Annotated in this window: 18 protein-coding genes and 1 riboswitch; of the genes, 7 read left to right on the forward strand and 11 right to left on the reverse strand. The window is 63.5% G+C overall.

Going from position 1 to position 20,707, the window contains the following annotated elements:
- Positions 1 to 49: 49 nt before the first annotated feature.
- Complete coding sequence (locus HALZIN_RS0110940) at positions 50 to 685, forward strand: CoA pyrophosphatase (RefSeq protein ID WP_031384255.1); 636 nt, start codon at positions 50 to 52, stop codon at positions 683 to 685.
- Between the two features lie 8 nt (positions 686 to 693).
- Positions 694 to 1,365: a 2OG-Fe(II) oxygenase gene (locus HALZIN_RS0110945; RefSeq protein WP_051907481.1), complete on the forward strand. Its 672-nt coding sequence runs from the start codon at positions 694 to 696 to the stop codon at positions 1,363 to 1,365.
- Between the two features lie 22 nt (positions 1,366 to 1,387).
- Here the strand turns inward: HALZIN_RS0110945 and HALZIN_RS0110950 are convergent, their stop codons facing one another.
- Both HALZIN_RS0110950 and HALZIN_RS0110955 read right to left on the reverse strand, forming a co-directional pair.
- Positions 1,388 to 2,167 (reverse strand): enoyl-CoA hydratase-related protein, encoded by a 780-nt coding sequence (locus tag HALZIN_RS0110950; RefSeq protein WP_031384257.1) that lies wholly within the window; start codon positions 2,165 to 2,167, stop codon positions 1,388 to 1,390.
- A gap of 90 nt (positions 2,168 to 2,257) precedes the next feature.
- Positions 2,258 to 3,661, reverse strand: coding sequence for an MFS transporter (locus HALZIN_RS0110955; RefSeq protein ID WP_084173522.1), 1,404 nt, complete (start codon positions 3,659 to 3,661; stop codon positions 2,258 to 2,260).
- A gap of 316 nt (positions 3,662 to 3,977) precedes the next feature.
- Between HALZIN_RS0110955 and HALZIN_RS0110960 the strand changes: the two genes are divergently transcribed.
- From HALZIN_RS0110960 to HALZIN_RS0110980, 5 genes are all read left to right on the forward strand, one after another.
- Entirely contained in the window at positions 3,978 to 4,361 is a 384-nt protein-coding gene (locus tag HALZIN_RS0110960) for a VOC family protein (RefSeq protein ID WP_031384259.1), read from the forward strand.
- A 38-nt stretch (positions 4,362 to 4,399) separates the two neighbouring features.
- The gene (locus HALZIN_RS0110965) at positions 4,400 to 4,780 is read left to right on the forward strand and encodes a DUF4870 family protein (RefSeq protein WP_031384260.1); all 381 of its coding nucleotides are present in this window, start codon (positions 4,400 to 4,402) and stop codon (positions 4,778 to 4,780) included.
- Between the two features lie 92 nt (positions 4,781 to 4,872).
- Complete coding sequence (locus tag HALZIN_RS0110970; protein WP_031384261.1) at positions 4,873 to 5,817, forward strand: lysophospholipid acyltransferase family protein; 945 nt, start codon at positions 4,873 to 4,875, stop codon at positions 5,815 to 5,817.
- A gap of 136 nt (positions 5,818 to 5,953) precedes the next feature.
- Positions 5,954 to 6,085: riboswitch (TPP riboswitch) on the forward strand.
- Positions 6,086 to 6,154: 69 nt separating this feature from the next.
- On the forward strand, positions 6,155 to 8,059 hold the full coding sequence (gene thiC, locus HALZIN_RS0110975; RefSeq protein ID WP_031384262.1) for a phosphomethylpyrimidine synthase ThiC: 1,905 nt from the start codon (positions 6,155 to 6,157) through the stop codon (positions 8,057 to 8,059).
- Positions 8,060 to 8,220: 161 nt separating this feature from the next.
- A complete protein-coding gene (locus HALZIN_RS0110980; protein WP_031384263.1) occupies positions 8,221 to 9,273 on the forward strand; it encodes a L,D-transpeptidase family protein in 1,053 nt (350 codons plus the stop codon).
- A gap of 146 nt (positions 9,274 to 9,419) precedes the next feature.
- On the opposite strand, the gene cyoE is transcribed toward HALZIN_RS0110980, so the two are convergent.
- From cyoE to HALZIN_RS0111025, 9 genes are all read right to left on the reverse strand, one after another.
- On the reverse strand, positions 9,420 to 10,328 hold the full coding sequence (gene cyoE, locus HALZIN_RS0110985) for a heme o synthase (protein ID WP_268871181.1): 909 nt from the start codon (positions 10,326 to 10,328) through the stop codon (positions 9,420 to 9,422).
- On the reverse strand, positions 10,321 to 10,653 hold the full coding sequence (cyoD, locus tag HALZIN_RS0110990; RefSeq protein ID WP_031384265.1) for a cytochrome o ubiquinol oxidase subunit IV: 333 nt from the start codon (positions 10,651 to 10,653) through the stop codon (positions 10,321 to 10,323). Before cyoD ends, cyoE begins: the two co-directional genes overlap by 8 nt.
- Positions 10,650 to 11,270, reverse strand: coding sequence for a cytochrome o ubiquinol oxidase subunit III (gene cyoC, locus HALZIN_RS0110995; RefSeq protein WP_031384266.1), 621 nt, complete (start codon positions 11,268 to 11,270; stop codon positions 10,650 to 10,652). Before cyoC ends, cyoD begins: the two co-directional genes overlap by 4 nt.
- 2 nt (positions 11,271 to 11,272) lie before the next feature.
- Positions 11,273 to 13,294 carry a cytochrome o ubiquinol oxidase subunit I gene (gene cyoB / locus HALZIN_RS0111000; protein ID WP_031384267.1) on the reverse strand — a complete coding sequence of 674 codons (2,022 nt, stop codon included), beginning with the start codon at positions 13,292 to 13,294 and terminating at the stop codon, positions 11,273 to 11,275.
- Between the two features lie 4 nt (positions 13,295 to 13,298).
- A complete protein-coding gene (cyoA, locus tag HALZIN_RS0111005; protein WP_031384268.1) occupies positions 13,299 to 14,216 on the reverse strand; it encodes a ubiquinol oxidase subunit II in 918 nt (305 codons plus the stop codon).
- A 353-nt stretch (positions 14,217 to 14,569) separates the two neighbouring features.
- A complete protein-coding gene (lspA, locus tag HALZIN_RS0111010; protein ID WP_031384269.1) occupies positions 14,570 to 15,091 on the reverse strand; it encodes a signal peptidase II in 522 nt (173 codons plus the stop codon).
- Between the two features lie 56 nt (positions 15,092 to 15,147).
- Complete coding sequence (lnt, locus tag HALZIN_RS0111015) at positions 15,148 to 16,686, reverse strand: apolipoprotein N-acyltransferase (RefSeq protein WP_084173524.1); 1,539 nt, start codon at positions 16,684 to 16,686, stop codon at positions 15,148 to 15,150.
- Positions 16,687 to 16,869: 183 nt separating this feature from the next.
- Positions 16,870 to 17,628: a ZIP family metal transporter gene (locus tag HALZIN_RS0111020; protein ID WP_031384271.1), complete on the reverse strand. Its 759-nt coding sequence runs from the start codon at positions 17,626 to 17,628 to the stop codon at positions 16,870 to 16,872.
- A gap of 198 nt (positions 17,629 to 17,826) precedes the next feature.
- Positions 17,827 to 20,496, reverse strand: coding sequence for a heavy metal translocating P-type ATPase (locus tag HALZIN_RS0111025; RefSeq protein ID WP_084173694.1), 2,670 nt, complete (start codon positions 20,494 to 20,496; stop codon positions 17,827 to 17,829).
- Positions 20,497 to 20,707 lie beyond the last annotated feature (211 nt).

Consider the following 20,707-nt stretch of genomic DNA (forward strand, 5'->3'; position numbering starts at 1 on the left):
TTTCGGCTGGCCGGCTGGATAATAAGAACATTAAATTCTCGGAACGCCCATGTTAGAGACACTTCACGAGCGCCTGCAAGCGCACACGCCGCGCAAGGTCGGCCTCGCCCTGCCCCGGGCGGCAGTGTTGCTGCCGATCGTCGAGCGTGCCGAGCCGACGCTGCTGTTCACCCGGCGCGCCGGGCATCTCAAGCAGCATGCCGGTCAGGTGGCCTTTCCCGGCGGCAAGCGCGAACCCCAGGACCCGGACCTGCTGACCACCGCGCTGCGCGAGGCCGAGGAAGAGATCGCCCTGGCGCCCGGGCGGGTGCGTCTGCTCGGCCGCTTGAGCGACGTGATCTCGCTGCACGGCATCCGCGTCACCCCGTTCGTCGGGGTGATCCCCGCCGACCTGGCGCTGCGCCCGCAACTCGGCGAGCTCGATACCATCTTCGAGGTGCCGCTGCGCTTCTTCCTCGACGATCGGCGCAGCCATACCGACGTCATCGAGGTCGATGGCGTACCGCGCTACGTGCCCAGCTACCCCGCCGAGGGGCATGTCATCTGGGGGCTGTCGGCGATGATGCTGGTCGAGCTACTCGCCGAGGGCTTCGGCTGCCCGGTGAGTCTGGACCACGCGCCGCCCGACAGCCCGCTGCGCTACCGGCCGGAACGCCGCCGGACGATTCCCGACATCGACGCTTAGGCCACCCAATGCTTGCGCCAGATTCCGCCAATCCGCTCTCGGGGCTCGATGGCACCGCGCTGACGACGCTGGTCGACCGGCTCGTCGACCACGGCTGGTTCGTCGGCGAGCGCTTTTTCGACCCGGCGCTGTGCCGCGCCCTGCACGCCGAGGTCCACACGCTCGCCGAACACAGTGCCCTGCAAGCCGCGGGGGTCGGCCGCGGCGAGGCGCACCGGCTGCGCCGCGATATCCGAGGCGACGCCATTCATTGGCTGAATCGCGACAGCCAGGCCCAGCGCGACTACCTGGCGTTGATGGCGCAATTGCAGGGTCAGATCAACCAGGCGCTCTACCTGGGGCTGTTCGAGTTCGAGGCGCACTTCGCCCACTACCCGCCCGGCAGCTTCTACCGCACCCACCTCGATAGCTTTCAGGGACGCGCCAACCGGGTGATCTCGACGGTGCTCTATCTGACCCCCGACTGGCCGTCCGACGGCGGCGGCGAGATGGCCATCTATGCCGAGCACGACGACACCCGCGAACTCGCGCGGGTGCGTCCCGAAGCCGGCACCTTGGTATGCTTTTTCTCCGACCGGGTACCGCACGCGGTGCTGCCGACCCGTTATCCGCGTACCAGCATCGCCGGCTGGTTTCGCCGCAACGCCTCGCTTTGCGGCGTGATCGACCCGGCGCGCTGACCCGCCGGGCACGGCTGCGGGGTCAGCGCTGGAAGTCGGGCGGGCGCTTGTCCAGGAAAGCACTCATCCCTTCGCGCTGCTCGGGGCCGGCGAAACCCAGTGCGAACAGGCTGGTTTCCAGCGCCAGTGCGCTGTCCAGATGCTGACCCTGGCCGGCGTGAATGGCCTGCTTGGCGGCACGGATCGCCTGCGGCCCGTTGGCGCCGAGTTGCCGGGTCAATTCCTCGGCCAGCGTCTCGAGCTCCGCTTGCGGCACCATGCGGTTGACCAGGCCGACGCGTAGCGCTTCCTGGGCATCGATCTTGCGCCCGGTGGTGATCAGATCGAGCGCCATCGCCGGGCCGATACGCCGTGGCAGCCGCTGGGTGCCGCCGAAGCCGGGAATCACCCCGAGCAGCACCTCGGGCTGGCCGAACAGCGCGTTGTCGCTGGCCACTGCCCAGTCGCAGGCCAGCGCCAGTTCGCAGCCACCACCCAGGCAGAAGCCGTTGACCAGCGCGACGACCGGCACCGGCAGGCGCTCGAGACGCTTGAAGGTCGCCAACGCCTGGCTGGCGAAGTCGCGCGCTTCGTCGGGACTCTTGTCGCGCATCTCGGCGATGTCCGCCCCGGCGACGAAGGACTTGTCGCCGGCGCCGGTGATCAGCACCGCGCGCAAGTCGTCGCGTGCGGCCAGGTCGTCGAGCACCCGCTCGAGCTCGCCGAGCAACTCGCTGTTCAGCGCGTTCAGCGCCTTGGGTCGATTGAGCGTCAACCGGACCACGCCGCTGTGCTCGCTGACGCTAACCAATGCCTCGCTCATGCCGTCCTCCGCGATTGGGGTATCCAGCCTCAGCATAACCGCGTCGCGCTGCGCGCGACATTGCACTATCGGCGGTCTACTCGGGTATCGCTAACTGCGCCAGTCGCCGGTCTCTTCCTCGAATTCGGCCCTGCGCGCCTCGCGCGGGGACTCGCCAGACGGCGGTTGCGAGTCAGTCGGCGGCGGCGGGCCGACCAGCGGCGCGGCGACATCCACGTCGGGTACCGCCTGCGACAGATCCTCGGCGTGCTCGTGATCGATCGCCCCCTGCACCAGCTCGTCGGTCACGCTGAGCTCGGCACCCACCACCGTCTGCGGCGGGTTGGGCGTGAATGGCGCCACCGGCAGCGGCGCGGGACGGCGGCTGCGCCGCCAGGTGAAGAACAGCGTCAGCGCCGCGCCCAGCGCGGCCAGCGACCAGAACAGCCCGGCGTCGCCGAGGGTCGCCATGATCGGCGAGATCAACGGCGAGCTGAGCGTCGAACCCAGTGCATTAATCAGCAACAGCCCCTGGCTCATGCGCACCAGCGCACCGGCCGGGGCGCGGTCGGCGGCGTGGCTCACCGCCACCGGATACAGCGCGAACACGCCGCCGCCGAGCAGGAACAGCACGCCGGCCAGCAGCCACGGCCAGTCGGCCAGCGACAGCGCGCCCAGCGACAGCGCCAGGCTGGCGATGCCGATCAGGATCAGCACCAGCTGGCGGTCATGGCGGTCGGACCAGCGGCCGATGGGGTATTGCAGCAACATGCCGCCGAGCACCATCACCGCCATCATCTGGCCGATGTGCTGAACGCTGAATCCGCTGCGCTGCAGGTAGAGCGGCAGCAGCGAATAGAGCGCGGCGACCGCCAATCCCGATCCGAAGCAGCCCATCACCCCGGTCGGGGTGAGCATGATCAGGCGCAACGGCGGCAGCGGCTCGGCGTGCTCGAGCAGCGGCGAGACCCGCGGAATCATCGCCATCGGCAGCACCGACAGCGACGCCAGCAGCCCGATCACCATGAACGGCACCTGCGCGCCGGCGGCATCGGTCACCCCCAGCAGCAGTTGGCCGATCACCCCGGCGGCATACAGCGAAATCATGTACAGCGCCAGCAGCCGGCCGCGCACCCGGGTGTCGGAGGCGGTCAACAGCCAGCTCTCGATGACCAGATACACACCCACCGTCGCCCAGCCGCCGATCAGCCGCAGCACGAACCACGACCAGGGATTCAGCCATAACCCCGCCAGCAGCACGGTCACCGCCACCAGCGAGGCGAAACAAGCATAGGCACGGATGTGGCCGATGCGCAGCAACAGCCGGTCGTTGAGCAGCGCACCGATCGCCAGGCCGATGAAATACGCCGACGAGACCCAGCCGATCACTACCGCCGAGGCGCCGGCGGCGTCCAGACGCAGGGTGATCAGCGTTGCCAGAAAGCCGTTGCCGATCCCCAGGATGAAAAGACCCAACAGGGGAGCCAGGGCCATGGCCAGTAACTGGGGCGACATGAAATGGATGCCTCACGATCGATGGTAACGGCGGTGCCACGCCAAGGTGGAACGCCAGACGGACAACGCTGTCATGGAAGTAGCGCAATTTCGCGGGCGACTATACGCCGGCGCCTGCCGGCAACAAAGCACTTTTGCGCGGCCAGCACCGCCCGTTGTCACAGCGTATTAGCGGTTGGCGATTCATGCCACTGGTCACTCGGTGACGCGGGACAGCGACGCGCGTATCAGCGTATGCTGGAATACCGAGAACAAGCCGGGTCGCCGTCGCCGACCGGCGGCTGCGCAGCCATGAAAGCCCATGAGGAACATGCCAATGCTAGCGGGCCTGGACCATCTGGTCGTCACCGTCACCGACATCCCCCGGGCGGTGGATTTCTACACCCGGGTGCTGGGGCTGGAGGCGCGCTATCGCGACGCCGAGCGCGTCGACCTGGTGCTCGGCGACATCGCCCTGCGCCTGCATCCGGTCGATACCTCGATCGCGCCGCGCGCCGGCTGCCCGATGCCCGGCAGCCTGGACATCTGCTTTCGCAGCCTGCTGCCGCTCGACGAGGTACAGGCGCACCTGGATGCCCTGGCCATTCAGGTCGAGACCGGCCCGGTGGCCCGTCAGGGCGCCGGCGGGCCGATCGTCTCGCTGTATCTGCGCGATCCTGACAACAACCTGATCGAACTGTGCCGCCCCGATCGTCAATAGTTTCCATCCCCCCGCCTTCATCGACCTGGAGATCCGTCATGGCCGATCCGCTTTTCGACAGCCCCGAAACGTTCGCCGACGAAGCCCCGCAGCCTGCCGACACCACCATGGCCATGGTGGTCTACGCGTTGCTGCTGGCCGGCTTCGTGGTCGGCATCACGCCGATCGTCGGGGTGATCATCGCCTACGTGTATCGCGGCAAGGGCCCGCCGTGGCTGGATGGGCATTACCGCTACCAGATCCGCACCTTCTGGATCGGCCTGCTGTATGCCATCGTCGCCGCGCTGCTGTCGCTGATCGGCATCGGTCTGATCCTGATGCTGGGCTTGGCGATCTGGCTGATCGTGCGCTGCGTCAAGGGCTTCAAGGGCCTTCAGGAAAAGCGCGCGCCGAGCAATATCGAAACCTGGCTGTGGTAGCGTGACGACACGACACCGACCGAAAGCGCTGCATGAAGCCCGCGGCGCAACCCGTTAAATGCTCGCCCCGGAGTTTGAAGCCGTCGACCCGCATGAGTGACCGACCCTACCCCAGCGCCTTGCAAGCGCGCTTGATCGCTGCCCTGTGGCGCCTGCTGTCGCACGCCCGACCCATCACGCTGTGGCGTCTGGCGCGCCGACTGGGGCCGCTGATCTATCGCTTCAGCGCCCGCGAGCGCAAGGTCACCGATATCAACCTGCGCGAGGTCTACCCCCAGTTCGATGACACGCGGCGCGCTCGGCTGGCTCGCGACAGCCTCCGTCATTCCACCGCGACGATGCTCGAGCTGGGCTTCGCCTGGATGGCCGATCCGGCCCGGGTCGAGGCCTCGATCCAGGCCGTGCACGGCCGCGAGCTGCTCGACGAGGCCCGCGCCGAGGGCCGCGGGGTGATCGTGCTGGCGCCGCATTTCGGCAACTGGGAAGTCCTCAACTTCTGGCTGTCCGCACACTTCCCGTTCACGGCGATGTACGAGCCGCCCAAGATCGCCGAGCTCGATCCGCTGATCCGCCAGGGCCGCGAGCGCATGGGCGCGGCCTTGGTGCCCACCAATTCACGTGGCGTCGCCGCGCTGCTCAAGGCGCTCAGGCGTAGCGAGGCGGTGGGCATCCTGCCCGACCAGGAGCCCGACTGGCGGGGCGGGGTATTCGCCGACTTCTTTCATCGCCCGGCCTATACCGGCACCCTGCTGCCCAAGCTGGTGGCGCGCACCCAGGCCCGAGTGGTCACCGGCGTGGCCCGCCGCCGACAAGCCGGCGAAGGCCAGCCACAGGGGTTCGAGATCCATTTCCTCGCCGCCGACGAGCGCGTCTACGATGCCGACGAGGCAATCGCCGCACGCGGCGTCAATGCCAGCGTCGAGGCGGCGATCGCCCTCGATCCGGCGCAGTATCAGTGGGAATACAAGCGCTACCGCAAGACCCCCGAAGAGCAGCAACAGCGCAGCGACTACCGCCGCCACCGGCTCTATCGCTGAACCCGCACGGCTACTCGGGGCGCATGATGCCGGGCCTTGCTGTCGCACGCGGCGCGAAGGCCGCCTTCCTTTCGCACGCCGCTTGACCGGCGCCGCGGCGTTACCCACACTGCCGACTGTGCGGGCGCGTTCCCGCACACGCTTGACGGGGTGCCGGTGGAACCGGCTGAGATCGCCTTATGGCACGGCAATACGCCGTGGCGTCATGGCGGGGCCCGTTGAACCTGAACTGGCTAGGACCAGCGTAGGGATCAAGCGACATGCAGCCGGATTCCATCGGCCTGCCTCTGTCCTCCCGGCGGTCCTCCCTGACAGCGCCTACCCAAGGGAGAACACCATGAGCAAGACCACCCACTTCCTCGCCGAAACGGCCCAAGTCGACGAAGCGGCCATCCAGGCCTTGCCCGGATCGCGCAAGATCTACGTCGAGGGTACGCGTCCCGACATCCGCGTGCCGTTGCGTGAGATCAGCCTCTCACCAACCACAACTTCCGGCGTCGATGAAGCCAATCCGCCGCTGCTGGTCTACGACACCTCCGGCCCCTACACCGACCCCGAGGCCGACATCGACCTGCGCCGCGGCCTGATTGAGCTGCGCCGCGCCTGGATCGACGAGCGCGACGACACCGAGCGGCTCGACGGCCCCACCTCCGAGTATGGCCACCGCCGCGCCAACGACCCGACGCTGGCCCCGCTGCGCTTCGACCTGACGCGTACGCCACGGCGCGCCAAGCCCGGGCGCAACGTCACCCAACTGCACTACGCCCGTCAAGGTATCGTCACCCCGGAAATGGAGTTTATTGCCCTTCGCGAGAACCAGCGCCGGCAAGCACTCTCTACAAAGTACGCAGGTACCGAAGAAGTCGAACGGATACTCGGCCACCAGCACCCGGGCGAAAATTTCGGCGCCCGCCTGCCCGAGGAGATCACCCCGGAATTCGTGCGCGATGAGGTTGCCGCGGGCCGGGCGATCATTCCCTGCAACATCAACCATCCGGAATCCGAGCCGATGATCATCGGCCGCAACTTCCTGGTGAAGATCAACGGCAACCTGGGCAACTCGGCGGTCACCTCCTCCATCGAGGAAGAGGTCGACAAGATGACCTGGGGCATCCGCTGGGGTGCCGACACCATCATGGATCTGTCCACCGGCGCCAACATCCACGAGACCCGCGAATGGATCATCCGCAATGCCCCGGTGCCCATCGGCACCGTACCGATCTACCAGGCGCTGGAGAAGGTCAAGGGTGCAGCCGAGGACCTGACCTGGGAAATCTTCCGCGACACCCTGATCGAACAGGCTGAACAGGGCGTCGACTACTTCACCATCCACGCCGGCGTGCTGCTGCGCTACGTGCCGCTCACCGCCAGGCGCGTCACCGGCATCGTCTCCCGCGGCGGCTCGATCATGGCCAAGTGGTGCCTCTACCACCATCGCGAGAGCTTCCTCTACGAGCACTTCGAGGAGATCTGCGAGATCTGCAAGCGCTATGACGTCGCCTTCTCGCTGGGCGATGGCCTGCGCCCGGGCTCGGTGGCCGACGCCAACGACGAGGCCCAGTTCGCCGAGCTCGAGACCCTGGGCGAGCTGACCCGCATCGCCTGGCAGCACGACGTCCAGGTGATGATCGAGGGCCCCGGCCACGTGCCCATGCAGCTGATCAAGGAGAACATGGACAAGCAGCTCGAGTATTGCGATGAAGCGCCCTTCTACACTCTGGGACCGCTGACCACCGACATCGCCCCGGGCTATGATCACATCACCTCCGGCATCGGCGCGGCGATGATCGGCTGGTACGGCTGCGCGATGCTCTGCTACGTCACGCCCAAGGAGCACCTGGGCCTGCCCGACAAGGACGACGTCAAGACCGGCATCATCACCTACAAGATCGCCGCCCACGCGGCGGATCTCGCCAAGGGTCATCCGGCCGCACAGAGGCGCGACAACGCCTTGTCCAAGGCGCGCTTCGAGTTCCGCTGGGAGGATCAGTTCAACCTCGGCCTCGACCCGGACACCGCGCGGAAATACCACGACGAGACCCTGCCCAAGGACTCGGCCAAGGTGGCGCACTTCTGCTCCATGTGCGGTCCCAAGTTCTGCTCGATGAAGATCAGCCAGGAGGTCCGCGACTATGCAACCGAACACGGCCTGGACGGCGACCGGCAAGCGGTGATCAAAGGCATGGAAGAACAAGCCGAGCGATTCCGCGAGCAGGGCGGCGAGCTCTATCGCGACGTCTGAGCGCCGCGTCGACCTCTGACGACGCCGCGCCGACCACACCAGTCGCGCGGCGTCTTTGGTTCGGACTCTCGAAGCGCCTTGCCATGGACCCGGAACGCGGGTTGGTATAGCGTACCCGCGATGACACACCGGATGGCTACCGGCACACAAAGGAAATCAGGATGCACAAGACACTAGGCGGCAAGACGCTCGGTCTACTGGTGGGTTTGCTGGCGCTGTCGCGGCTGACCATGGCCCAGGTAGAGGCCCCGGCGAACGAGCCGGTGGGCCATTACCCATTGCCCGAATCGAGCGACATCGTCGGCCAGGCACGGACCGTCGAGGCCAGCGGCGAGGAGACTCTAATCGATATCGGCCTGCGCAATGGCGTCGGCTACAATCCCATGGTCCTGGCCAACCCCGAGACCAATGTCTGGGTGCCGGGCGAAGGCACCGAGGTGGTGGTGCCCACCCGCTTCATCCTCCCGCCGGGTCCGCGCGAGGGTATCGTCATCAACCTGGCCGAGATGCGGCTGTATTACTATCCGGACACCGCGAAGGGCGAGACGCCCCGTGTCGAGACCTATCCCATCGGCATCGGCCGCATGGACTGGCAAACCCCGCTCGGCCGCACGACGATCACCGCCAAGGTCGAGGATCCCGCCTGGTATCCGCCGCAGAGCGTCATCGAGGAAAGCGCCAAAAACGGTAAAAAGCTGCCTTCCGTCATCCCCGCCGGGCCCGACAACCCGTTGGGCAAATATGCCATGATCCTCGGTATACCGGGCTATCTGATCCACGGCACCAACCGCCCGGCCGGGGTGGGCATGCGCGTCTCTCATGGCTGTATCCGTATGCTGCCGGAGGATATCGCCGATCTGATTTATCGCGTCCCGGTCGGTACCTCGGTGCGCCTGATCAACCAGCCGGTCAAGTTCGGCTGGGATAACGCCGGCATCCTCCATGCCCAGGTCTACCCCGAGGTCTACCCCGCTCAGGCCGGCGCCGACAACGCCGATGCACGCCTCGACGAAGCCCTGGATGCCGCGACTCAGGCAGCGGCCGGCCGGCGTTTCCTGGTCGATTATCGCCGCCTGAAACAGCAGCTCGAAGCCCCCGACGGCATGCCCGCCGCACTGTCGCTCGCCGGCCGCCCCTTCCCGCTGCCCGAGCCGCCGCTGGCGTCACTCTACAGCCAAGTGGCAACCAGTTCAGTCCAGACTCCGCCGGAGTAGACCTCGCCGAATTAGACGTGAGCCATGCCTGGCGCACCCACGAAAAAAAGCCACACGCTCGCGTGTGGCTTGGTTCGTTCGCAGACACTCCTGGTACGGAGACGCTCCTGGTGCGGAGACGCTATAGCTTGTCAGCGATACGCGTCTCAGCGTAACGAGGTCCATAACACCGGCGCACCGGGTAGCTGGAAATCGATGGCCATCATCACGCTCAAGGCGGTAATGGTGAAGATCGAGAAGATGAAGACCTTCTTCGCCCATGCCTCGTCGTTGGTCGTGCGAAAACCGGCCAGCGCCATGTACAGCCAGTAGCCGCCCATCGCCGCGGCGACGATGAGATAGCCATAGCCCGCATAGCCGGCGACGCTGAGCAGCAGCGTCGCCGCGAGGAACGCGACGATATAGCCGGCGATATAGTGCTTGGCGGTTTGCACACCTCGAATGACCGGCAGCACCGGAATCGATGCAGCGCGATAGTCCTTGAAACGGAAGATGGCGATCGCGTAGGAGTGCGGCATCTGCCACAGGCAGAAGATCAGCAGCAGCGTCAGCGCACCCAGGTCGAATTCGTTGCTGACCGCACAGTAACCGACCACCGGCGGTGTCGCTCCCGACAGGCTGCCGATCAACGTACCGTACTCGGAGTGACGCTTCAGGTAGAGGCTGTAGGCCCCCACGTAGATCGCGAAGCCGATCGCCGCGAACAACAGGGCCGTCGGCGTGGTGCCGATGTACAGCACACCGAAACCGGCCAGCCCCAGCAGCGTGGCGAAGACCAGTGTCGCTCGGGGCGACACCAGCCCCTGAACCAGCACCCTGTCCTGGGTGCGCTCCATCAGCCGGTCGATATCGCGATCGATATAGTTGTTGAACGCGCAGCCGGAAGCGATCACCAGCGCAATGCCCATCATCGTGGCCAACAGGAGCAAGAAGTCCACGTTGCCCTGCGAGGCCAGGAAGAAGCCCCCGGCCACGGAAATCAGATTGCCGAAGATGATCCCGGGCTTGGTGAGGGAAACAAAGGCCTTGGCTTTCACTTGAAACGGCTTACCCACCGAGCATCACGTTCGCATGCAATTGGCGCATGATCCATATCGAACCGCCGACAATCAGGATCAGAATCGCCACGGTGAAGACCAATGTCGCGAGTTTCCAACCCTCGTCCGCCTTGGCGTTCAGGTGCATGAACAACACCAGCTGCACCGCGATCTGGAACACGGCCGTCACCAGGATGGTGAGCACCGTCGTCAAGGTACTGAAAGCGCCTGTCATGACGAGCGCGAACGGTATCGCGGTCAGCACGAGAGAAACGATCAGACCGATCACATAAGAACGCACACTGCCATGACTGTGCTGATCGTGAGAGGCTTGTCCGCTCATATCAGGACTCCTATCAAATAGACCAGGGAGAAAACGCAGATCCAGACGATATCCAGGAAGTGCCAGAACAGACTCAGGCACATGATCCTCGATCGTGTCATCTCGTTCAGGCCCTTGGTCTGCAACTGGACCAGCATCACCAGGATCCAGATCAGACCAAAGGTCACGTGCAGACCATGGGTCCCCACCAGCGTGAAGAAGGCCGACAGGAAAGCGCTGCGATCAGGCCCAAAGCCCTCGAGTATCAACTCCGTGAACTCGTAGAGTTCCAGGCCGATAAAGCCGGCGCCCAGCAGGAAAGTGGCCACCAGCCAGACCTTGACCTGCGATACACGGTCGGCGTTCATCGCCAGCACCGCCATGCCGAAGGTGAAGCTGCTCACCAGCAGCAGGAGGGTATTGATCAGGATCAACGGCAGATTGAAGATCTCGTCCGGTGTCGGGCCGCCCGCCGTGCCCGAAAAGAGCACACCATAGGTAGCGAACAGCACCCCGAAGATCACCAGATCGCTCATCAGATAGACCCAGAAACCAAACTGTTTTATCTCTGAGGCATCGTGGTGCTCATGCCCGGACTGGGCATGAGCGTCGTGCTTGTTAAGAGTATCGGTTGCCATGATTACGCCTGCACCCCCAGGTTATCATCCGACTCGTTACGGGCATCGCTGCCGGCATTGACAAGTCGTGCATGGTGCTCTTTCTCGATCCGCTCGACTTCCGCCGCCGGGACGTAGTAGTCAATGTCGTCGTTGAAGACCCGCATCATGAAGGCGATGAACATGCCCGCGGCACCCACGCCGACAAGCCACCATATATGCCAGACCAACGCAAAGCCGAAGGCGATACTGAACGCGCCGATGATCGGGCCCGCCGCCGTATTTCTGGGCATGTGAATATCTTCATAGGGCGGCGCTGACTGCTCGAACTTGCCGTGCTTCTTCAGTTCCCAGAAAACATCGCGAGATTCGACATGCGGCAGATGCGCGAAGTTATAGTGCGGTGCCGGTGACGATGTCGCCCACTCGAGTGTCCGGCCATCCCACGGGTCGCCGGTGATATCCACATTCTTCTTGCGATCGCGAACACTCACGACGAACTGGATGGCGGTGCAGGCGATGCCCAGCAGGATCAGTATCGCCCCCACCCAGGCCACGATAAAGTACGGCTGCCAGTCGGGATTGGCGTAAGACTGCATGCGACGCATGGCACCGAAGAAGCTCAGCACGTAAAGCGGCATGAAGGCCACATAGAAACCGGTGATCCAGAACCAGAAGGAACGCTTGCCCCATTTTTCGTTGAGCGTGAATCCGAAGGCCTTCGGGAACCAGTAAGTCATCCCCGCCATCATGCCGAACACCACGCCACCGATGATGACGTTATGGAAGTGGGCGATGACGAACAGGCTGTTGTGCAGCACATAGTTGGCCGCAGGAATCGACAGCATCACACCGGTCATCCCACCGATGGTGAAGGTAATGATGAAGCCGATCGTCCACAGCACCGGTGACGTGAACGACAGCCGGCCACGGTACATGGTGAACAGCCAGTTGAAGATCTTCACCCCGGTCGGAATGGCGATGATCATCGTCGCGATCCCGAAGAAGGAGTTGACATCGGCGCCCGCGCCCATGGTGAAGAAGTGGTGCAACCAGACAGTGAACGACAGAAAGGCAATGACCGCTGTGGCCCAGACCATGGTGGTGTAGCCGAACAGGCGTTTCTTGGTAAACGTCGCGACGACCTCGGAGAACACCCCGAACGCCGGCAGAATCAGGATGTACACCTCAGGGTGGCCCCAGGCCCAGATGAGGTTGACGTACATCATTATATTGCCGCCCATGTCGTTGGTGAAGAAATTCATCCCCAGGTAACGATCAAGGGTCAGCAACGCGATGGTCGCGGTCAGAATCGGGAAGGACAGAATGATCAGCACGTTGGTGGACAGCGCTGTCCAGGTGAAGATCGGCATGCGGAACAGCGTCATGCCTTTGGTGCGCATCTTGAGAATGGTGACGAAGAAATTGATACCGGTCAGCGTGGTACCGATTCCCGATATCTGCAGCCCCCATATCCAGTAATCGACCCCCACGCCGGGACTGTACTTGATCCCCGACAAGGGCGCGTAGGCCAGCCAGCCAGTCTTGGCGAACTCACCGACGAACAGCGAGATCATGGTCAACGCCACACCGGCGATGAACAACCAGAAGCTCAGGTTGTTCATGAACGGGAAGGCGACATCGCGCGCACCGATCTGCAGCGGCACCACCAGGTTCATCAGGCCGATGACCATGGGCATGGCGACGAAGAAGATCATGATCACGCCGTGGGCGGTGAATATCTGATCATAGTGCTCGGGAGGTAGATACCCCTCGGCGCCGCCGGCGGCCATGGCCTGCTGGGTACGCATCATGATGGCGTCGGCAAACCCCCGCAGCAGCATGACCAGGGCCACCAGGAAGTACATGATACCGAGCTTCTTGTGATCGACGGTGGTCAGCCACTCCGACCACAGCCATTTCCAGCGCTTGGTGTACGTCAGCCCGCCAAGGATAGCCAGGCCACCAAGCGCGATAACGATGGCGGTGACCACGAGGATTGGCTGATCATAGGGAATATCGTCAAGACTCAGTTTTCCGAACATAATGTTACTCCGCTGCCTCCGCGCTCATGGATGCCTCGCCATCACCGCCGTTGTTTCCACCCGCCTCACGTCCAGCGTTTTTGAAGCTCTCGACGATATTGCGATAGAGCTCGGGCGATACGTCGGAAAAATAGAGCACCGGAACATTGGTTGACGGTTCCGCCAACGTCGGGTACGTGTCGTTGAATGTAAGCGACTTGGGCGCCTGCTTGACCTTGTCGACCCAGGCTTCGAACTCTCCCTGGGGCATTGCCCTTGCGTCGAAGAGCATCTTCGAGAAGCCGGCGCCGCTGTAGTTGGACGACCTGCCATCATAGACACCCGCCTCACTGGCGATCAGGTTGACGTCGTTGTCCATGCCCGCCATGGCGTAGATCTGACTACCCAGGGCGGGTATGAAGAACGAATTCATCACTGACCCCGAAGACACATGGAAGTGAACGGGCACGTCGACGGGAATGGCCACCTCGTTGACCGTGGCAATATCCTGCTCGGGGTAGATGAACAGCCACTTCCAATCCAGCGAGACGGCCTGGATCTCGAGCGTCTCGGCCTTTGTCCCGAGTGGCTTCTGTGGCGCCAGCGAGTGCGAGGTCTTCCAGGTGATGATGGCCAGGATCAGGATGATCACGCTGGGTATGAGCCAGACAACGATCTCTATCTTGTTCGAGTGGGCCCAATCCGGCGTGTACTTGGCAGCCAGATTGCTGGCGCGGTAACGCCAGCCGAAGACGACGGTCATCACGATGACCGGAATCACCACGATCATCATCAGCAAGAAGGCCGTGATGATCAGTGTCTTCTGCGCTTCCCCGACGGGGCCCTGCGGATCCATCAGCGCCGAGCTACAGCCACTCAACAGCACTGGCAGCAGCAATAGCGGCAATCTAGTTAAAATGGGGGAGTATTTCTTTTTCCTCATCTCTCGACCTCGTCAGAGCATGGAGACGACCATCGGCAACAGGTGCGCCAGGAACACGACCCTTGAGTGCCGTCGGCACGACGTTGTTGCCAAGGTGCCTGTCCGGTGCATACCGCAGACCGCCTGGGCACTGCTGGGCAGTGGCTTATTAGAAATGACGTGCTGACTCGATAATCCGGCGTGGACTGGGCTCGGCAAGCATGACCGACATGCGAGTCCACACACCGCGAAACGCGGACATTGTGCTCGAATCGAGCACTCATGAGAAGGGACGATTTGCCGCAGGGTTGCGCACCTTGACAGTCACGCAATCCTTTGGTCTGTATCAGGACCACTGCTGATTGGCAACGGAGTCAGCGACGACGCTTGTCTGGCTGTTGCCGTATTTCCGCCCAGACAAACAGCACGGCACCCACAACAATCCACACGTCCGCCAGGTTGAACGACGGCCAGTGCCAATGAGCGTAGTGAAAGTCGAGAAAGTCCTCCACGTAGCCTAGGCGCAAGCGATCCATGACATTGCCCAACGCCCCGCCGAGGATGGCGCTGAGCGCGAACCGATAACTCAGTATGCGCGGTGAGCGCCAAAGCCAGTACACCAGCAGCACCGAGATGACAAGCGCCAGCCCGATTAAAAACGGCTGCTGCCAACCACCGGCATTCGCGAGAAAGCTGAATGCCGCGCCCGGATTATGACGATGAGTCCAGTTGAAAAAGGAGGTGACAGGGACATTTTCTCCATACGCAAGCATGACCCTGGCAAGGTACTTGCTTGCCTGGTCCACCAGCAGTAGCAGCAGCGAGAGCCACAACCAGTGCATGGCCCTTCCCGGCTCGCGGCCTTGCTCCGCAACCTGCTGGCTATAAGTGGACATATCCTCTTTTCCTCCTGATCCAGATCTAGAACCTGCTCGCCGCGGAGCGGCAAACATCATATATCCGAGCGATGATGCCGGCGGATCCGGCTGACCAGGAGCAAGCCTAGTCCGAGTGCGATCAGGCCGAGCACTGGCCAGTCACGCCAACCCACGTAAGGGGTCGCGCCAGTGCGCGGCGTAACCTCGGCGTTGAGGGTGGCCACTTCGAACTGCGGCGCACGCTTGATCACCTTGCCGTCATGACCGATGGCTGCAGTGACCCCCGTATTGGTAGCCCTGAGCAGATCACGTCCGGTTTCGATGGCCCGCATGCGCACCATCTGGAAGTGCTGGAGGGGACCGAGCGAGCGGCCGAACCAGGCATCGTTGCTGATATTCACCAACAGCTGCGCTTCGGGCAGCAGCTCGGTGACCTCGGCACCAAAGATTGCCTCGTAGCAGATGAAGGCCCCGACGGGTACTCCTGCCGCTTGCAGCACAGGCGCCTCCCGGCCCGGCGTGAAATCGGACATGGGCGCCCCGAGCACGTCGAGGGCCGACCCCAACAAGTTCCGAAATGGTACATACTCGCCAAAAGGCACCAGGTGGCGCTTGTAGTAGAACCCCGGCGGATCGGAGAGGCTGACCACGGCGTTGTAGTTGCGGCCATCCGCCTCGCGTACCGGAACACCTACCATCAGCGATGTGCCGGCCTGGTCGGCGAGTGCCTCGAGTCCCGCCAGATACTCTGTGGCCTGGTCATACCATACCGGAATCGCCGCTTCCGGCCAGATCACGATATCGGCCCCGAGTTGCTGCTCGGTAAGCGCCTTATAGCGTTCAAGCGTGACATTCCGGTAATCCGGGTCCCATTTCTTATCTTGCGCCATGTTCCCTTGCAAGAGGGCCGCATCGATCGGCTCGCCGGCTGGCTGCGTCCACTCGCGGTCCAGCAGTTGCAAACCGGCGAGAACGGCGGCCAACACGCCACCGACCAGCGTAACACGGCGCAGGCTGGGGCCCAGCACGATCCAGGCAAGCCCGCCGGCGAGCAATGCCACCAGAAGACTTACCCCAAGCACCCCGAACACCGGCGCGATGAGCGCCAGTGAAGTATCGGACTGGCTGTAGCCGACAAACAACCAGGGAAAGCCGGTCAAGAACCAGGTGCGCATCCATTCACTCAGTACCCATGCCGCCGGCAGCCCTAGCCACAGCGCCATTCCATCCATTTCAGGACACAGGCGGCGCACGAGATACACGGCAAACCAGGGGAAGAGGGCGAGTAGCGAGACGAAAGCCGCCGTGGCCAGCATGGCCACCACGGGGCCATTGCCGTATTGGCTGATGCTGACAAAGACCCAGGAAACACCGACGCCGAAGTAACCAAGGCCGAAGAGATAGGCCGACCACAACGCCTGGCGCCTCGAAGGCTGCGCGGCCAGGGCAAAAAACGCAGCCAGCGCGATCACCGCCAACCACGCCCAGCCCACAGGGGCAAAGGCAAGCGGCAGGCTGCCCCCTGCCAGCAGTGCCAGCAGCCCTTTCAGCAGCGGCCTGTCGCGCACGCCCGTGTAGAGGCCAGAGAATAACGCGCGGTTATCGTCAGCCATTCTCGCCTCCGCAGACAAGACCTATCCTGTCACTCATGCTTCTGCTCCGCTTGATCAAATCCCGTCAACTCATTCGCTCGGCTGTCCGGAGTGGCTGCGTAATGTCGCAGCGAGGGCTGTTGCGCCAGTGCATCACCTTCGCGTCAGTCGACCCTGGTCGTGCTGCAGCGCCATCGCGGCACATCAGCCTTGTGGCAAGACCCCTTCCAGGCCCGCTGAGACCAGAACGAACAGCACGAAGCCACCCACGAAAGCCAGCGGCGAGGCGTGGGTGTCGTCGACGCTTTCATGAGCCTCGGATATCATGTCCTCGATGGCGGCAACCGTAAGAAGGCCTGCGGTGAATGTCAGTGCCGCGAACTTGAACGCCTCCGGTTGGTTTCTGAGCACGAAATAGGCAAAGACGGCTGCCGAGAGAGCGGGAATCGCAAAGGAGGCAGAAAGCAGCAGGCGCTTGCTGCGCGGAAACCCCTTGTCCTTCATGTTGGCAATTGCCGTGAAGCCCTCGGGAATATCCGCGAGGACCTGGCCCACCGCCAGGATCAAGGCAACCGACAGCGAGACCGCCGACCCCGCTCCGACCAGCAGGCCGTCGCCGAACAGGTCGATGGACACGGCGATATAGATCATCCAGACGCTCGTCTGGTCGCTATCTCCCTGCTGGTCTTGCCGCCCTTGAATGGCCTCGACGAGTTTCTCGATGCCTATATAAGCAATGCCGCCCAGAGCGAAGGAGAGCGCAATCAGCCAGGCTGAGAGGCTCTCCAGTACACGCGGCATGATCTCCACCGCCACCACCGCAATGACCAGGCCGGCGGCGCCATGAAGGGCGTAATTGAGACGCCCCCCGGTCGTCCGCGAGACCTCCGCAACCAGCCCGCCACCGAAGTTTCCCAGCGCTGGAAGCAACGCCAGGCCAAGCACCATCCAAATGCTATCCATGATCACCTTCCCTGGTCGATGCTAGGAGCGCGTCGGACTTGACACTGACCTACTGCGAATCCCGGCCTTTCGGCCAATTTCATCGATCCATTTCGTTAAATAGCGCGCTATTCGCCTCAATCGATCGATAAATTTGACTCGAAACCCGTGCTTCTCGTGACGATCGGCCAAGCCCGACAGACTCCTAGCTATCCGCCTTCAAGCGCTTGCCGGCGAAGCGGGCGGGGCCGAGCTTTCCGGCGACACCTTGACGGAGGCTCCACCGCCGCGTGTCGGGCCCTGTCGATTCTCGAAGCCTAACAGACGCAGCGCATTCAGTGTCACCAACACGGTGGCGCCGGTATCGGCCATGATGGCTACCCACAACCCGGTCAGGCCAAACATGGTCGTCAACAGGAAGACCGCCTTCAGGCCCAGCGCGATGGTGATGTTCTGGCGAATGTTGTTCATGGAGGCGCGAGCCAGACGAATCATGGTCGCTATGTCGGTCACGCGATTCCGCAACAAGGCCCCGTCGGCCGTTTCCAGGGCGACATCGGTGCCCGACCCCATGGCCACGCCGACGTGGGCGGTGGCCAGCGCGGGTGCGTCGTTGATCCCGTCGCCCACCATGATCACCCGGTCCGCAGCGACCATTCCCTTGATTGCCGTGACCTTGTCGTCAGGCAGCAGCCCCGCCTGGAACTCGATGCCCAGCGGACCGGCAATGGCCCTGGCGGTACGCGGGTTGTCGCCGGTCAGCATCACCGAGCGGATGCCCAGTGCCTGGAGGTCCTTGATGCCCTGGGCGGCATCGGCACGCGGCTCGTCGCGCATCGCGATCAGCCCGATGATTGCACCGTCCTGGAACACCACAACGGCGGTCTTGCCCTGCTCCTCCAACGCTGCGAGCCGCGCCTTCAACGCCTCTGTCAGCACACCCTGCTCTTCGGCGTAGCGTGGCGAACCGACATAGCTGCGCTGGCCGTCAACGCTTGCCTCGACACCATGGCCGGCGATGACGCGCGCGTCCGTCCCTTGAGAAAACGTGACATGACGCGCTTCGGCATGGCTCAACACGGCTTCGGCGAGCGGATGGCTGGAGCCGGCCTCGACGCTGGCGGCCAAGGCAATGACGTCGGCTTCTTCGCGGTCATCAGATGCCGCTATCACGTCGGTAACGACCGGCTTCCCGGCGGTCAGGGTGCCGGTCTTGTCAAAGGTCACGAGACTGGCCTTGGCGGTGGACTCGATCACTGCACCGCCCTTCATCAACAGCCCGCGGCGTGCCCCGGTGGACAGCGACGAGGCGATCGAAGCCGGCACCGAAATCACCAGCGCACACGGGCAGCCGATCAGCAACAGCGCCAGCGCACGATAAACCCATTCACCCCAGACGCCGCCAAAAAACAGCGGTGGAATGATCGCAACGAGTATCGCGACACCAACCACAGCCGGCATATAGATACGGCTGAAGCGATCAATGAAGCGCTCGGTGGGCGCACGGGCTTCCTGTGCTTCTTCCACCAGGCGGATGATCCGCGCGATGGTATTGTCCTCAGGCGCCTTGGTAACCTTGATGCGCAGCACGGCATCATTATTGATCGATCCGGCAAACACCGGCTCGTCCGTGGTCTTGCTCTTGGGCACCGATTCGCCGGTCACCGGCGATTCATCAATCGACGACGTTCCTTCGATGATCTGCCCGTCGGCGGGAATCCGGTCGCCGGGTCGCGTGACGACGACCTGGCCAATCTTCAGATTCGCGGCATTGACCTTGCGGGTCGCCCCCTGTGCGTCTTCGACCAGCGCCGTCTTGGGCACCAGGTCGCCCAGCGCGCGAATGCTCGAGCGGGCGCGATCCGCCGCTACCCCTTCAAGCACTTCGCCGACGGCGAACAGGAAGACCACCAGCGCCGCTTCCTCGGCGGCACCGATGAACAGCGCGCCCCCGGCGGCGATGGTCATCAGCATTTCGATGGTGAACGGCATGCCCGCGCGCGCGGCAGCGAAGGCACGCTGCGTGACCGGGACCAGCCCGACCAGGCAGGCCAGGACGAAGCCCCAATAAGCCAGCGACTCCGAGACCACCAGGCGCACCGCCACGGCAGCCAGCAGGACGGCCCCGGTCATGACCACCAGCCGGCCCTTGCCATGCTGAAACCAGCGCTTGGGGGGTGCCGATGCCGCCTCGGCGGCACCCTCGTCAGCGGTGGTGCCGGCGCCATTCGAGCCATTACCGGTTGTGGCGGTGCGAGGGGTCACACTGTAACCGAGCCGCTTGACCGACTTCTCGACGCTGTCCGGCGAGGTCTGCTGCTCATCGAGCTTCAGCGTGAGCGTCTCGTTCATCACCGACACCTTGACATCGGAGACACCCGGGAGTTTCTCCACACCGCCCCGGATTTTCGCCGCGCAACTGGCACAGTCCATGCCGCCGACCTTCCAGCTGAGCGCGCCCTCGGTATCGGCCTCCTCGGCTGTCGCCATCGTCACATCGTGGTCATGGTCGTGATCATGTCCATGACAGTGGGCGTGGTCGTGGCCGTGGTCGTGGTCGTGGCCGTGGTCGTGGTCGTGAGCGTGGCTACCGTCACAGCCGCCGGCTGAATGACTCTCGTCCGGACCACTGTCCTGTCCGGCGGCAGCGGGCTTGAACTGGACGCCATAGCCGAGCCGCTTGACCGTCTTCTCGACTTGCTCCGTCGAGGTTCGCTGCGTGTCCAGCCCAAGCGTCAGCGTTTCCTTCATCACCGAAACCTGAACGTCGGAAACGCCTTTCAGGCGTTCCACCGCACCTCGGATCTTGCCGGCGCAGCTTGGACAGTCCATGCCCTGAACGGTCCACTGGTAGGTATTGTCGGGTTGCTTGCCAACTTCAGCCGTCATGAAAATCACCTCGAAATCATTGGTCGAGTCGACTCTAAACCCTCTAGTGGCTACAGGATCAAGGCGTACCGTCTTGCTGCCATGCGCGCACTGACAAAGCCGCTGCCATCCAAGGAGTCCGACAGCCTGCTGAATGCCTCTACACGCTGAAATTTAACTTCCTTTGAGGCCTAATGGGCGAGCCTCGTCGTCATTGACGCGTGACGAACCG

It is taken from the genome of Halomonas zincidurans B6, from assembly GCF_000731955.1.
Taxonomy (GTDB): domain Bacteria; phylum Pseudomonadota; class Gammaproteobacteria; order Pseudomonadales; family Halomonadaceae; genus Modicisalibacter; species Modicisalibacter zincidurans.